This is a genomic window from Pseudomonas mandelii, assembly GCF_002251635.1.
In the GTDB taxonomy this organism is placed as follows: domain Bacteria; phylum Pseudomonadota; class Gammaproteobacteria; order Pseudomonadales; family Pseudomonadaceae; genus Aquipseudomonas; species Aquipseudomonas mandelii_B.
The window spans coordinates 15,472-28,720 of record NZ_NMOJ01000111.1; the positions used below are offsets into that span (position 1 = coordinate 15,472).

Here is a 13,249-nt window from a genome sequence, read left to right on the forward strand (position 1 = left end):
GGTCCTACATGACCATCAGTGACGCACTGCATCGTCTGCTTCTCGACAATCTGACTACCGCTACCATTCTGCTCGACGACGACCTGCGTCTTGAGTACATGAACCCGGCGGCGGAGATGCTCCTGGCCATCAGCGGCCAGCGCAGCCATGGGCAGTTCATCAGCGAATTGTTCACCGAGTCGGCCGAAGCCTTGAGCTCGTTGCGCCAGGCGGTNGAGCAGGCGCACCCGTTCACCAAGCGTGAAGCGATGCTCACCGCCCTTACCGGCCAGACGCTGACCGTCGACTACGCCGTGACCCCGATCCTGAGCAACGGCGCGACATTGCTGTTGCTCGAAGTGCACCCCCGCGACCGCTTGCTGCGCATCACCAAAGAAGAAGCGCAGCTGTCGAAGCAGGAGACCAGCAAAATGCTGGTGCGCGGCCTGGCCCATGAGATCAAGAACCCGCTGGGCGGGATTCGCGGCGCGGCGCAACTGCTCGCGCGCGAACTGCCGGAGGAGCACCTCAAGGACTACACCAACGTCATCATCGAGGAAGCCGACCGCCTGCGTAACCTGGTGGACCGCATGCTCGGCTCCAACAAGTTGCCATCGTTGGCCATGACCAACGTGCACGAGGTGCTGGAGCGTGTCTGTCATCTGGTCGAGGCCGAAAGTCAGGGCTGCATTACTTTGGTGCGCGACTACGATCCGAGCATTCCCGACGTCTTGATCGACCGTGAACAAATGATCCAGGCCGTGCTGAATATCGTGCGCAACGCCATGCAGGCCATCAGCAGCCAGAACGAGCTGCGCCTGGGCCGCATCAGCCTGCGCACCCGCGCCCTGCGCCAGTTCACGATCGGCCATGTGCGCCATCGCCTGGTGACCAAAGTCGAGATCATCGACAACGGCCCGGGCATACCTGCGGAATTGCAGGAAACCATCTTCTTTCCCATGGTCAGCGGCCGCCCGGACGGTACCGGGCTGGGCCTGGCCATTACCCAGAACATCATCAGCCAGCACCAGGGTTTGATCGAATGTGAAAGCCATCCTGGCCACACCACGTTCTCGATCTTTCTGCCTCTGGAACAAGGAGCCCCATCGACATGAGCCGTAGTGAAACCGTCTGGATCGTCGATGACGACCGTTCTATCCGCTGGGTCCTCGAGAAAGCCTTGCAACAGGAAGGCATGACCACCCAAAGCTTCGACAGCGCCGACGGGGTGATGAGCCGCCTGGCGCGTCAACAGCCGGACGTGATCATCTCCGACATCCGCATGCCCGGCGCCAGTGGCCTGGACTTNCTGGCGCGGATCCGCGAGCAACACCCACGCCTGCCGGTGATCATCATGACCGCCCACTCGGACCTGGACAGCGCTGTCGCGTCCTATCAGGGCGGCGCCTTTGAGTACCTGCCCAAGCCATTCGACGTGGACGAGGCGGTGGCGCTGGTCAAGCGCGCCAACCAGCACGCCCAGGAACAGCAGAACCAGGAAGCCCCTCCCGCCCTGACCCGCACCCCGGAAATCATCGGCGAAGCGCCGGCGATGCAGGAAGTGTTTCGCGCTATCGGGCGCTTGAGCCACTCCAACATCACCGTGTTGATCAACGGCGAGTCGGGTACCGGTAAAGAGCTTGTGGCTCATGCACTGCACCGTCACAGCCCACGGGCGGCCTCGCCGTTTATCGCGCTGAACATGGCGGCGATTCCCAAGGACTTGATGGAGTCCGAGCTGTTCGGCCATGAGAAAGGCGCGTTCACCGGCGCCGCCAACCTGCGCCGTGGCCGCTTTGAACAGGCGGACGGCGGCACGCTGTTCCTCGATGAAATCGGTGATATGCCGGCCGACACCCAAACCCGCTTGCTGCGCGTATTGGCCGACGGCGAGTTCTACCGCGTTGGCGGGCACACGCCGGTCAAGGTCGACGTGCGCATCATCGCGGCGACGCACCAGAACCTCGAAACGCTGGTGCACGCGGGCAAATTCCGTGAGGACTTGTTCCACCGTCTGAACGTGATCCGTATCCACATCCCACGTATGTCGGACCGCCGCGAAGACATCCCGACCCTCGCCCGCCACTTCCTCAGCCGCGCCGCCCAAGAGTTGGCCGTCGAGCCGAAGCTGCTCAAAAGCGAGACCGAGGAATACCTGAAGAACCTGCCATGGCCGGGCAACGTACGCCAGCTGGAGAACACCTGCCGCTGGATCACGGTAATGGCATCCGGGCGTGAGGTGCATATCAGCGACCTGCCGCCGGAGCTGTTGAGCTTGCCGCAGGATTCGGCGCCGGTGACCAATTGGGAGCAAGCGTTGCGTCAGTGGGCGGACCAGGCGTTGGCCCGCGGTCAATCAAACCTGCTGGACAGCGCCGTACCGGCTTTCGAGCGAATCATGATCGAAACCGCCTTGAAGCACACCGCCGGCCGCCGCCGCGACGCCGCTGTGCTGCTCGGCTGGGGCCGCAATACCCTGACGCGCAAGATCAAGGAGCTGGGGATGAAGGTGGATGGCGGGGATGATGATGAGGGTGATGAGGCTTAACACCTCTTCCTGATCCACTGAAGATCCCCTGTGGGAGCGGGCTTGCTCGCGAAGGCGGTGTGTCAGTCAGCAGNNTCCCTCAGGGAGAGGGGTCGATTCAAGATCAGTCCCATTTCCAGGATGCACCGCGAGCCCCTCCGTGCACCGCCGTAATGCATCGTGAACTGCAATCGCGCACGCAAACCGCTTCAAACCCCCGCCCGAGTTCACAATCGAACCCTGATCGAAAAAACACGAAAGCCCCGTAATACGGGGCTTTCGGCATTCCAGCGCAGCTTTCTGTTTCAACTTGTTAAAACCTGGCACGCCCCCTGCAATAGTCCATTCAGTGATTCAGTTCACTACCCGGTTTCGGGGACCTTGGTACAGGCAGGCCGGGGATTCCCCTCTTTACATCGGGCTCACACCGCACTCGCGACGAGCCCCTCCAGTTTTGGGGCCCTTGATACAGGCAGGTCAGGGGTTCCTTCTTTACACCGGGCTCGACGCCATGCGCGAGCCCTGCCGTTTTGGGAACCTTGGTACAGGCAGGCCGGGGATTCCCTCTTTTATTGCTCCCGGAGATGGATCTCCAGTCGCCAGCGGTCATCGACCTCGCTACCGGTCCACTCGCCCTGCAGTGGCCGGGCCGCCACTACCGTCAGTAACAACCCCCCATCACTCAAGCGCGTCCGCCAGTTCACGACCTTGTCGTTGAGCTTGAGCTGACCTTTCTGCGCCTTGCCTTGCGCCTCGAACAGCAGCGCGAGGCTGCCGTCCACGAATTCGCCATGGGATTTGGGTTCGTTGTTGAACCACACCACCAGCCCATCGTCCGTCACCTCGACCTGTTGCAATTCGCTGGGGTCAGGCGTGGTCAGGCGACCGATCATCAGCCCCACCATCAGTCCGACAATCGCCAGCGAACCCATTACCCGCGGTAATAGTTTCGAACGTGGGTCGATGGGCGGCGTAGAATGCCGCTCATCTTTACCTTCGGAGCCGTGCATGTTTCACGTCATCCTTTTTCAACCAGAAATTCCGCCGAATACCGGCAACGTTATCAGGCTGTGCGCCAACAGTGGCTGCCACCTGCATTTGATCGAGCCCCTGGGCTTCGACATGGACGACAAGCGCCTGCGCCGCGCCGGGCTGGACTACCACGAGTACGCCACTCTCAAGCGCCACGCCGACCTCGCAAGCTGCCTGGAAAGCCTGGGCCACCCACGGCTGTTCGCGTTCACCACCAAGGGTTCGCGGCCATTTCACGATGCCAGCTTTGCCGAAGGCGACGCCCTCCTGTTCGGCCCGGAAAGCCGAGGCCTGCCGGCCGAGGTGCTCGACGCACTGCCCGAGGGCCATCGCCTGCGCTTGCCGATGCGCGAGGGCTGCCGCAGCTTGAACCTGTCCAACACCGTGGCTGTTGCCGTCTACGAAGGCTGGCGCCAGCTCGGTTTCAAATAACACCGCATAACAAATGTGGGAGCGGGCTTGCTCGCGAAGAGGCCATAACATTCAACATCATCGTTGACTGTTACACCGCTTTCGCGAGCAAGCCCGCTCCCACATTGGACTTGCTTTGACTCAGGACCGCTTATTGAACGGTTGGAGTCTCGCCAGCCGCCTGCATGCGTTGCAGTTCTTGTGCGTACAGGGCATCGAAGTTCACCGGAGCCAGCATCAGCGCCGGGAACGAGCCACGGGTGACCAGGCTGTCCAGGGTCTCACGGGCATACGGGAACAGGATGTTCGGGCAGAACGCACCCAGGGTGTGGCTCATGGACGCTTCGTCCAGGCCCTGGATCAGGAAGATACCAGCCTGTTGCACTTCAGCGATGAAAGCGACTTCTTCGCCGTTCTTGACGGTGACCGACAGGGTCAGCACGACTTCGTGGAAGTCGCCTTCCAGTGCCTTTTGACGGGTGTTCAGATCCAGACCGACGCTTGGCTCCCACTGCTGGCGGAAGATCGCCGGGCTTTTCGGGGCTTCGAACGACAAGTCACGTACATAGATGCGCTGCAAGGAGAATTGCGGTGCGGTGTCTTCTTCGCTAGCTGCAGTGTTCTGTTGGTCAGTCATCTCAGATCCTTTCTGATCTTGGGGTCTTATAGGGAAGGCATTCAGGCCTTGAGCATGGCGTCGAGCTTGCCGGCGCGCTCAAGGGCAAACAAATCATCACAGCCACCAATGTGGCGCTCGCCGATCCAGATCTGCGGCACGGACGTGCGTCCCGCTTTTTTGGTCATCTCGGCGCGCACCTGCGGCTTGCCGTCGACCTTGATCTCTTCGAAGGCAATGCCCTTTTTCTCAAGCAGGGCCTTGGCCCGAATGCAGTAGGGGCAATAATCGCTGGAATACACGACAACCTGGCTCATATCACTTCACCAGCGGCAGGTTATCGGCCTTCCAGCTGCCGATACCACCGGACAGCTTGGCGGCGGTGAAGCCGGATTTCATCAGTTCGCGGGCGTGAGTGCCGGCGGTCTGGCCCATGGCATCGACCAGAATGATGGTCTTGGCCTTGTGCTTTTCCAGTTCGGCAATGCGAGCGGTCAGCTTGTCGTGGGGGATATTCAACGCGCCGACAATGTGACCGGCGGCGAAATCCTTGACCGGACGGATGTCGATCACAACGCCTGCGTCCTTGTTGACCAGGCCGGTCAGTTCACCGGTGCTCAGGCTGCGGCCGCCGCCTTGCATCTGATAAGCGATCAGCAACGCCAGCAGTACGACGAAGATACCGACGAGCAGATAGTGGTTAGTGGCAAATTCAATCAGGTGATCAACCATCAAGGAGGTTCCAGGGCGTTAAAATGGCGGTAAGTATACACAGCCGTCAGGGGCGGCCAACCCCCGTAAAGCGGTGACGTGGTCGGAACTTCGCTTTAAACTGCTACTCCCTTTTAGATTGCCTTCCTTTATTACCGCCGCGAGAGGATCTATGACTACTACGCCTAAACCTTTGGTCCTGATAATTCTCGATGGCTTCGGTCACAGTGAGAGCCCTGAATCCAACGCCGTGTTTGCGGCGAAGAAGCCCGTACTGGACCGCTTGTGGGCCACTGTGCCGAACGGCCTGATCTCGGGCAGCGGCATGGACGTGGGTCTGCCGGACGGCCAGATGGGTAACTCGGAAGTCGGCCACATGAACCTCGGCGCCGGACGAGTGGTATACCAAGACTTCACACGCGTGACCAAATCGATCCGCGACGGCGAGTTCTTCGAGAACCCGACCATCTGCGCGGCGGTGGATAAGGCAGTCGCAGCCGGCAAGGCCGTGCACTTCATGGGCCTGTTGTCCGACGGCGGCGTTCACAGCCACCAGGACCACCTGGTCGCCATGGCCGAGCTGGCCTTCAAGCGCGGCGCCGACAAGATTTACCTGCACGCCTTCCTCGACGGCCGCGACACCCCGCCCAAAAGCGCGCAATCGTCCATCGAACTGCTCGACGCCACCTTCGCCGCACTCGGCAAGGGCCGTATCGCCAGCCTGGTCGGCCGTTACTTCGCCATGGACCGCGACAACCGTTGGGACCGCGTCTCCCAGGCTTACAACCTGATCGTCGACGGCCAGGCCGAATTCAACGCCGCCACCGCCCAGGAAGGCCTGGAAGCGGCCTATGAGCGTGGCGAGAGCGACGAATTCGTCAAAGCCACNTCCATCGGCGAGCCCGTGAAAGTCGAAGACGGCGACGCCGTGATCTTCATGAACTTCCGCGCCGACCGCGCCCGGGAACTGACCCGCGTGTTCGTCGAAGACGGTTTCAAGGAATTCGAACGTGCGCGCCAGCCGAAACTGGCCGGTTTCGTGATGTTGACCCAATACGCCGCCAGCATTCCCGCGCCATCAGCCTTTGCCGCCGGTAGCCTGGAAAACGTGCTGGGCGATTACCTGGCGAAAAACGGCAAGACCCAGCTGCGCATCGCCGAAACCGAGAAATACGCCCACGTGACCTTCTTCTTTTCCGGCGGCCGTGAAGAACCGTTCCCGGGCGAAGANCGCATCCTGATCCCGTCGCCGAAAGTCGCCACCTATGACNTGCAGCCGGAAATGAGCGCGCCGGAAGTCACCGACAAGATCGTCGATGCCATCGAACACCAGCGTTACGACGTGATCGTGGTCAACTACGCCAACGGCGACATGGTCGGCCACAGTGGCAATCTGCAAGCGGCTGTAAAAGCAGTGGAATGCCTGGACCTGTGCGTTGGCCGCATCGTCGAAGCGCTGGAAAAGGTCGGCGGCGAAGCGCTGATTACCGCCGACCACGGTAATGTCGAGCAAATGTCCGATGCCTCCACCGGTCAGGCGCACACCGCNCACACTACCGAGCCGGTGCCGTTCATTTATGTCGGTAAGCGTGATTACAAGGTGCGTGATGGCGGCGTGCTGGCGGATGTGGCACCGACGATGCTGATGTTGCTGGGGATGGAAAAACCCTCTGAAATGACCGGCACGTCGATTCTGGTGTAATCCGACCGTTCAAACACCGCCAAAACCCTGTGGGAGCGAGCTTGCTCGCGATAGCAATCTGACAGCCAACATTAATGTTGAATGTTAAGACGCCATCGCGAGCAAGCTCGCTCCCACAGTGGTTTTTGGTGGTTTCAAAGATTAATTACCCTCGCTTCCCAGCCCGGTTATCACACAACCCCAATTGGGCGTTTTTTTTGCGACGCTTGGCGGGCATACTAGGCCGTCCCTTTCCCTGGTGTCGCCCGCCTCTATGCTTCGCGCCTTGATTACCCTCGCTCTAGTCTGCCTGCTCCAACCGGCGTTTGCCGATGAGCGCGCACAAACCCAACAACAGTTGGACGCCACGCGTCAGGACATTGCCGAGCTGAAAAAACTGCTGGGCAAGCTGCAGGAAGAAAAATCCGGTGTGCAGAAAGACCTCAAGGGCACCGAGACCGAGATGGGCAAGCTCGAGAAGCAGGTCGAAGCCCTGCAAAAAGAGCTGAAGAAAAGCGAATCCGAACTGGAGCGACTCGACGCTGAGAAAAAAAAACTCCAGAGCGCACGCGTTGAACAGCAACGCCTGATCGCCATTCAGGCCCGTGCGGCCTATCAGAACGGCCGTCAGGAGTACTTGAAGCTCCTGCTGAACCAGCAGAACCCGGAAAAATTCGCGCGCACACTCACCTATTACGACTACCTGAGCAAGGCGCGCCTGGCGCAATTGAAGGGTTTTAACGAAACCCTGCGCCAACTGGCCAACGTCGAAAAAGACATCGCCCTGCAACAGGCACAATTGCTGGTGCAGAAGAGCAGCCTCGACAGCCAGCGCGACGAACTCGACAAGGTTCGCAAGGAGCGCCAGCAGGTCCTGGCCAAGTTAAGCGACGACGTGAAGGCGCGCGACCAGAAGCTGGCCGCCCGCGAGCAGGATCAGGCCGACCTGGGCAAAGTCCTCAAAACCATCGAAGAAACCCTGGCCCGCCAGGCACGTGAGGCCGAAGAAGCGCGACAAAAAGCGCTCATCGCCCAGCAGGAAGCCGAAAAAAAGCGTTTACGTGAGGCCCAGGCGGCTGCAGACGCAGAGACCACCGACGCCCCACGCAAACCGGTTAAATCGACACCCGGCGCTCTGGTTTCAAGTTCAGGCGAGACCTTTGGCGGCGCCTTTGCTTCAAGCCGGGGAAAACTTCCGTGGCCCGTTGATGGTCGACTACTGGCACGCTTCGGTGAAACCCGTGGCGATGACACCCGCGCCAAGTGGGACGGCGTGATGATCAGCGCCTCCGCCGGCAGCCAGGTGCACGCCGTGCATGGCGGTCGCGTGGTGTTCGCCGACTGGTTGCGCGGCGCCGGTTTGCTGGTGATTCTTGACCACGGTAATGGCTATTTGAGCCTTTACGGCCACAATCAGACTTTACTCAAGTCGGCAGGTGATGTTGTAAAAGCCGGTGAATCCATCTCCACTGTCGGTAACAGTGGCGGCCAGGACACTCCGGCGCTGTACTTCGCTATTCGTCAGCAGGGCCGCCCGAGCGACCCTGCACAATGGTGCCGTTCCCAAGGATAGGGCCGCATCTACATTAGGAGTTCGTTCGACATGCTGCATTTGTCCCGCCTCACTTCGCTGGCCCTGACGATCGCCCTGGTGATCGGCGCGCCTCTGGCNTTTGCCGCTCAACCGGCCCCGGCGGTCGCGCCTGCGGGCACTGCTGCGACCACCAAGGCGCCGCTGCCGCTGGACGAGCTGCGCACCTTTGCCGAGGTCATGGACCGGATCAAGGCAGCCTATGTCGAACCCGTAGACGACAAGACCCTGCTGGAAAATGCCATCAAGGGCATGCTCAGCAACCTCGACCCGCACTCCGCTTACCTGGGCCCGGAAGATTTCGCCGAGCTGCAGGAAAGCACCAGCGGTGAGTTCGGCGGCCTGGGCATCGAAGTCGGCTCTGAAGACGGCCAGATCAAAGTGGTCTCGCCGATCGATGACACCCCGGCCTCCAAGGCTGGCATTCAGGCTGGCGACTTCATCGTCAAGATCAACGGCCAGCCGACTCGCGGCCAGAGCATGACCGAAGCCGTCGACAAGATGCGCGGCAAGCTCGGCCAGAAAATCACCCTGACCCTGGTGCGCGATGGCGGCAACCCGTTTGACGTGACCCTGGCCCGCGCGACCATCACGGTCAAAAGCGTGAAGAGCCAGCTGCTGGAGTCGGGCTACGGCTATATCCGTATCACCCAGTTTCAGGTCAAGACCGGCGACGAAGTGGCCAAGGCCCTGGCCAAGCTGCGTAAAGACAACGGCAAGAAGCTCAACGGCATCGTCCTCGACCTGCGTAACAACCCGGGCGGCGTGCTGCAGTCTGCGGTGGAAGTGGTCGACCACTTCATCACCAAAGGCCTGATCGTCTACACCAAGGGCCGTATCGCCAACTCCGAACTGCGCTTCTCGGCCACCGGCAACGACCTCAGCGAAAACGTGCCGCTGGCTGTGCTGATCAACGGCGGCAGCGCCTCGGCGTCGGAAATCGTCGCCGGCGCCCTGCAAGACCAGAAGCGCGGCGTGCTGATGGGCACCACCAGTTTCGGCAAAGGCTCGGTGCAAACCGTGTTGCCGCTGAACAACGATCGCGCATTGAAGATCACCACGGCGCTGTACTACACGCCGAACGGTCGCTCGATCCAGGCCCAGGGCATTGTGCCGGACATCGAAGTACGCAAAGCCAAGATCACCAACGAGATCGACAGCGAGTACTACAAAGAGGCGGACCTGCAAGGTCACCTGGGCAATGGCAACGGCGGCGCCGACCAGCCGACCGGCAGCGGCGCCAAAGCCAAGCCAATGCCACAGGACGATGATTACCAACTGGCCCAGGCACTGAGCCTGCTTAAAGGGCTGAGCATCACCTCCGGTCGCTGAGGTGCGCCTGCGGTTCTTGATCGGCCTGCTGTGCGGTCTGGCGGGTGTTGCTCACGCGCCCCCCGCCACGCCAGCGCCTCAGAAAGCCTATCTCACGCTGATCATCGATGACCTGGGGCAGAACCTGCCCCGGGATCGTCGCGTGCTGGCCCTGCCCGGGCCGGTGACCACGGCGATCATGCCCGACACACCCCACGCCGCCGAATTCGCTCGCGAGGCGCACAAGGCCGGCAAAATCGTGATCCTGCACATGCCCATGGACCCGGCCACCGGCCCATTTGCCTGGCACCCTGACCTGCCCATCGAAGAACTCGGCAAGCGCCTGGACGCCGCCTTCAAGGCCGTGCCTTACACCGCCGGCATCAACAACCACATGGGCAGCCGCATGACCGCCCAGCCGGCCGCCATGGCCTGGCTGATGGCCGAGCTGCAACGGCGTAACAAGTTCTTTGTGGACAGCCGCACCAGCGCACAAACCGTCGCGGCCGCCGAAGCACAGAAGATTGGCCTGGCCCATGTCTCGCGGGATGTATTCCTCGATGACGAACGCACCGAAGCGGCGATTACCACGCAGCTGCAAACNGCGATCAGCCTGGCACGCAAACAGGGCTCGGCGGTGATGATCGGGCATCCGTATCCACAGACGTTGGCGGTGCTTGAGAGGGAGTTGCCAAAGCTGAAAGCTCAGGGCATTGACTGGATTGATATCAAGCAGATGATCAGCGTGCGCAGCAATCGCGCAACGGCTGCTCACGGTAAGGATGGCGTGTACCGGTAATCAGCGACACCACCTAACCCCTGTAGGAGCCGGCTTGCTGGCGATGGCAGCAGTGCGATCAATGCAAGAGTTGAGACCGCTTCGCCAGCAAGCCGGTTCCTACAGGGGGCGGTGGTAGCTCGGGCATGGTGGGCGGCTAGAGATACCGCGCCATGATCTCGTCAACCACGCCTTCCTTGCGCAGCTGATCCAGCGCGGCTTGTAGCTTGGCCACCACTTCATCCGGCACATCTTTGTTCAAGGCCAGATAGAGTTCGGCGCTATTGAACCGCAACACCGTCTTCAGCCCGTTCACGCCTTCCTGACGCGCCAGATAGCGTCCGGCCGGATCGCCCGTGGCCCACAAATCAATCTGACCATTCACCAGCTTCTTTGCGTTGTCCTGATCGCGCAGCACCACAATGGGCTTCAACCCTTGTTTGGCCAGCGTCTCGGCAATCGCATCGCCCTTGTACGCGCCAATCTTGTATTTGCGCGCCTGATCCAGAGTCTCCAGGCTGATCTTGCTGTCAGCCTTGGCCAGCATGATCCAGTCATCCGGGCCAATCGGACCGACCCACTTGAACAGCTTCTCGCGATCCGGCAAGCGCGCCATCACGAAAACGCCGTAACCGGGTTTCTCGAGGGCGAGTTTGTAGATTCGCTCCCAAGGGAAGCGCAGTGTCAGGCTGTAGGTGACGTCGGCACGTTTGAACATCTCACGGACGATGTCCACGGCGATGCCATTGATGTTCTCGTCCTGAGCGAAGTTCTTGCCGTTCTTCGCCATGTTGTATGGCGGGAAGTTTTCCGTGAGCAGCACCAGGTCGGTGTCGGGACTTTCTTCAGCGTGGACTCCATTGATGAGCAACAGAGAAGCGCTGGCGAGGACAAGAAGAAGGCGTTTGATCATGTCGGGCTACCGAAATCCATGGCGTGCCCAAGAGTGCCTTGAGCCCGCCATGCTGTCCACTGGCCTGCATGGATTTGTTTAGCGCATCACGATCCCGCGATGCGCCATGTAGGCCTTGGCTTCCTGCACGGTGTATTCGCCGAAGTGGAAAATACTCGCCGCCAGCACCGCGCTGGCGTGACCTTCGATCACGCCGTCGGCCAGGTGCTGCAGGTTGCCGACGCCGCCGGACGCGATCACCGGGATACCCAGTGCATCACTGATGGCGCGGGTCACACCCAGGTCGAAGCCGTTTTTCATGCCGTCCTGGTCCATGCTGGTCAGCAGGATTTCACCGGCGCCCAGGCCTTCCATCTTCATCGCCCATTCCACCGCGTCCAGGCCGGTCGGCTTGCGACCGCCATGGGTGAAAATCTCCCAGCGCGGGGTTTCGCCCGGGCCAGAGACTTTTTTGGCGTCGATAGCGACCACGATGCACTGCGAGCCAAAATGCTGGGCCGCTTCGCCGACGAATTCCGGGTTGAACACGGCTGCAGTGTTGATCGAAACCTTGTCCGCGCCGGCATTCAGCAAGTTGCGGATGTCTTGCACGGTGCGCACGCCACCGCCGACGGTCAGTGGGATAAACACCTGGCTGGCCATGCGCTCGACGGTATGCAGCGTGGTGTCGCGGCCGTCGACGCTGGCGGTGATGTCGAGAAAGGTAATCTCGTCGGCACCTTGCTCATCATAACGACGGGCGATTTCCACCGGGTCGCCGGCATCGCGGATGTTCTCGAACTTGACGCCCTTGACCACCCGGCCGTTGTCCACGTCCAGGCAAGGGATGATGCGTTTGGCCAGCGCCATGGTCAGTCCTCAGCCTTTGTACGAATCGCAGAAAGCTTGCGCTTCAGCGACATCAAGGGTGCCTTCGTAGATCGCCCGGCCGGTGATCGCGCCGATGATGCCGGGGGCCTTGGCGTCCAGCAGCGACTTGATGTCGCCCAGGTTGTGAATGCCACCGGAAGCGATAACCGGAATCCTGGTGGCCGCAGCCAACGCAGCCGTGAACGGTACGTTGCAGCCCTGCATCATGCCGTCTTTGGCGATGTCGGTATAAACGATGGCGGACACGCCGTCAGCTTCGAACTGCTTGGCCAGGTCGATCACCTGGACAGTGCTGATTTCAGCCCAGCCGTCGGTGGCGACGAAACCGTCTTTAGCGTCCAGGCCCACGATCACTTTACCCGGGAACGCGCGGCAGGCCTCAGCGACGAACGCCGGGTCTTTCACGGCCTTGGTGCCGATGATCACGTAGCTCACGCCGGCCTTGACGTAGTGCTCGATGGTTTCCAGGGAGCGGATACCGCCACCGATCTGGATTGGCAGGTTCGGGTAGCGCTTGGCGATGGCAGTGACCACTTCGCCATTGACCGGCTGGCCTTCGAAGGCGCCGTTCAAGTCCACCAGATGCAGACGACGGCAGCCCCCTTCCACCCATTTGGCAGCCATGCTCACCGGGTCGTCGGAGAACACGGTGGAATCTTCCATGCGGCCTTGGCGCAGGCGGACACAAGCGCCGTCCTTGAGATCGATAGCGGGGATAATGAGCATGCTTTTCCTTCGTCAAAGAGCTGCAAGCTGCGAGCTATAAGCTGCAAGCAAGCACGCGTATTAAGTCTTGCAGCTTGAGGCTTTCAGCTGCTTTTTTCTAAAA

At 60.8% G+C, this 13,249-nt stretch carries 14 protein-coding genes; 7 read left to right on the top strand and 7 right to left on the bottom strand.

Annotated features, from left to right (window positions below):
* The first annotated feature begins 8 nt into the window (after positions 1-8).
* Both glnL and ntrC read left to right on the top strand, forming a co-directional pair.
* A complete protein-coding gene (gene glnL, locus B7L09_RS15570; RefSeq protein WP_094469576.1) occupies positions 9-1,094 on the top strand; it encodes a nitrogen regulation protein NR(II) in 1,086 nt (361 codons plus the stop codon).
* On the top strand, positions 1,091-2,527 hold the full coding sequence (gene ntrC, locus B7L09_RS15575; protein ID WP_094469577.1) for a nitrogen regulation protein NR(I): 1,437 nt from the start codon (positions 1,091-1,093) through the stop codon (positions 2,525-2,527). The genes glnL and ntrC overlap by 4 nt, the downstream gene beginning before the upstream one ends.
* A 548-nt stretch (positions 2,528-3,075) precedes the next feature.
* On the opposite strand, the gene B7L09_RS15580 is transcribed toward ntrC, so the two are convergent.
* Positions 3,076-3,516, bottom strand: a complete 441-nt coding sequence (locus B7L09_RS15580) for a hypothetical protein (RefSeq protein ID WP_094469578.1) — start codon at positions 3,514-3,516, stop codon at positions 3,076-3,078.
* Here B7L09_RS15580 and B7L09_RS15585 point away from each other — a divergent pair.
* Positions 3,515-3,970, top strand: coding sequence for a tRNA (cytidine(34)-2'-O)-methyltransferase (locus B7L09_RS15585; protein WP_064450255.1), 456 nt, complete (start codon positions 3,515-3,517; stop codon positions 3,968-3,970). The two genes, B7L09_RS15580 and B7L09_RS15585, sit on opposite strands and share 2 nt — an antisense overlap.
* A 130-nt stretch (positions 3,971-4,100) precedes the next feature.
* Here the strand turns inward: B7L09_RS15585 and secB are convergent, their stop codons facing one another.
* The 3 genes from secB to B7L09_RS15600 are packed head-to-tail and all read right to left on the bottom strand — an operon-like array spanning position 4,101 to position 5,297.
* The gene (gene secB / locus B7L09_RS15590) at positions 4,101-4,586 is read right to left on the bottom strand and encodes a protein-export chaperone SecB (protein WP_094469579.1); all 486 of its coding nucleotides are present in this window, start codon (positions 4,584-4,586) and stop codon (positions 4,101-4,103) included.
* Between the two features lie 41 nt (positions 4,587-4,627).
* Complete coding sequence (grxC, locus tag B7L09_RS15595; RefSeq protein ID WP_094469580.1) at positions 4,628-4,882, bottom strand: glutaredoxin 3; 255 nt, start codon at positions 4,880-4,882, stop codon at positions 4,628-4,630.
* 1 nt (position 4,883) lies between these two features.
* The gene (locus B7L09_RS15600) at positions 4,884-5,297 is read right to left on the bottom strand and encodes a rhodanese-like domain-containing protein (protein WP_094469581.1); all 414 of its coding nucleotides are present in this window, start codon (positions 5,295-5,297) and stop codon (positions 4,884-4,886) included.
* A 151-nt stretch (positions 5,298-5,448) separates the two neighbouring features.
* Between B7L09_RS15600 and gpmI the strand changes: the two genes are divergently transcribed.
* The 4 genes from gpmI to B7L09_RS15620 all read left to right on the top strand — a co-directional run bounded on the left by gpmI (position 5,449) and on the right by B7L09_RS15620 (position 10,658).
* A complete protein-coding gene (gpmI, locus tag B7L09_RS15605) occupies positions 5,449-6,978 on the top strand; it encodes a 2,3-bisphosphoglycerate-independent phosphoglycerate mutase (RefSeq protein WP_094469582.1) in 1,530 nt (509 codons plus the stop codon).
* A 253-nt stretch (positions 6,979-7,231) separates the two neighbouring features.
* Complete coding sequence (locus B7L09_RS15610; protein ID WP_094469583.1) at positions 7,232-8,530, top strand: murein hydrolase activator EnvC family protein; 1,299 nt, start codon at positions 7,232-7,234, stop codon at positions 8,528-8,530.
* A 30-nt stretch (positions 8,531-8,560) separates the two neighbouring features.
* On the top strand, positions 8,561-9,880 hold the full coding sequence (locus B7L09_RS15615; RefSeq protein WP_094469584.1) for a S41 family peptidase: 1,320 nt from the start codon (positions 8,561-8,563) through the stop codon (positions 9,878-9,880).
* Position 9,881: 1 nt separating this feature from the next.
* Positions 9,882-10,658 (top strand): divergent polysaccharide deacetylase family protein, encoded by a 777-nt coding sequence (locus B7L09_RS15620; RefSeq protein ID WP_094469585.1) that lies wholly within the window; start codon positions 9,882-9,884, stop codon positions 10,656-10,658.
* A 136-nt stretch (positions 10,659-10,794) separates the two neighbouring features.
* Here the strand turns inward: B7L09_RS15620 and B7L09_RS15625 are convergent, their stop codons facing one another.
* The 3 genes from B7L09_RS15625 to hisA form a co-directional block, all read right to left on the bottom strand.
* Positions 10,795-11,550, bottom strand: coding sequence for a substrate-binding periplasmic protein (locus B7L09_RS15625; protein WP_094469586.1), 756 nt, complete (start codon positions 11,548-11,550; stop codon positions 10,795-10,797).
* Positions 11,551-11,628: 78 nt separating this feature from the next.
* Entirely contained in the window at positions 11,629-12,399 is a 771-nt protein-coding gene (gene hisF / locus B7L09_RS15630) for an imidazole glycerol phosphate synthase subunit HisF (RefSeq protein WP_094469587.1), read from the bottom strand.
* 9 nt (positions 12,400-12,408) lie between these two features.
* The gene (hisA, locus tag B7L09_RS15635; protein WP_017336056.1) at positions 12,409-13,146 is read right to left on the bottom strand and encodes a 1-(5-phosphoribosyl)-5-[(5-phosphoribosylamino)methylideneamino]imidazole-4-carboxamide isomerase; all 738 of its coding nucleotides are present in this window, start codon (positions 13,144-13,146) and stop codon (positions 12,409-12,411) included.
* Positions 13,147-13,249 lie beyond the last annotated feature (103 nt).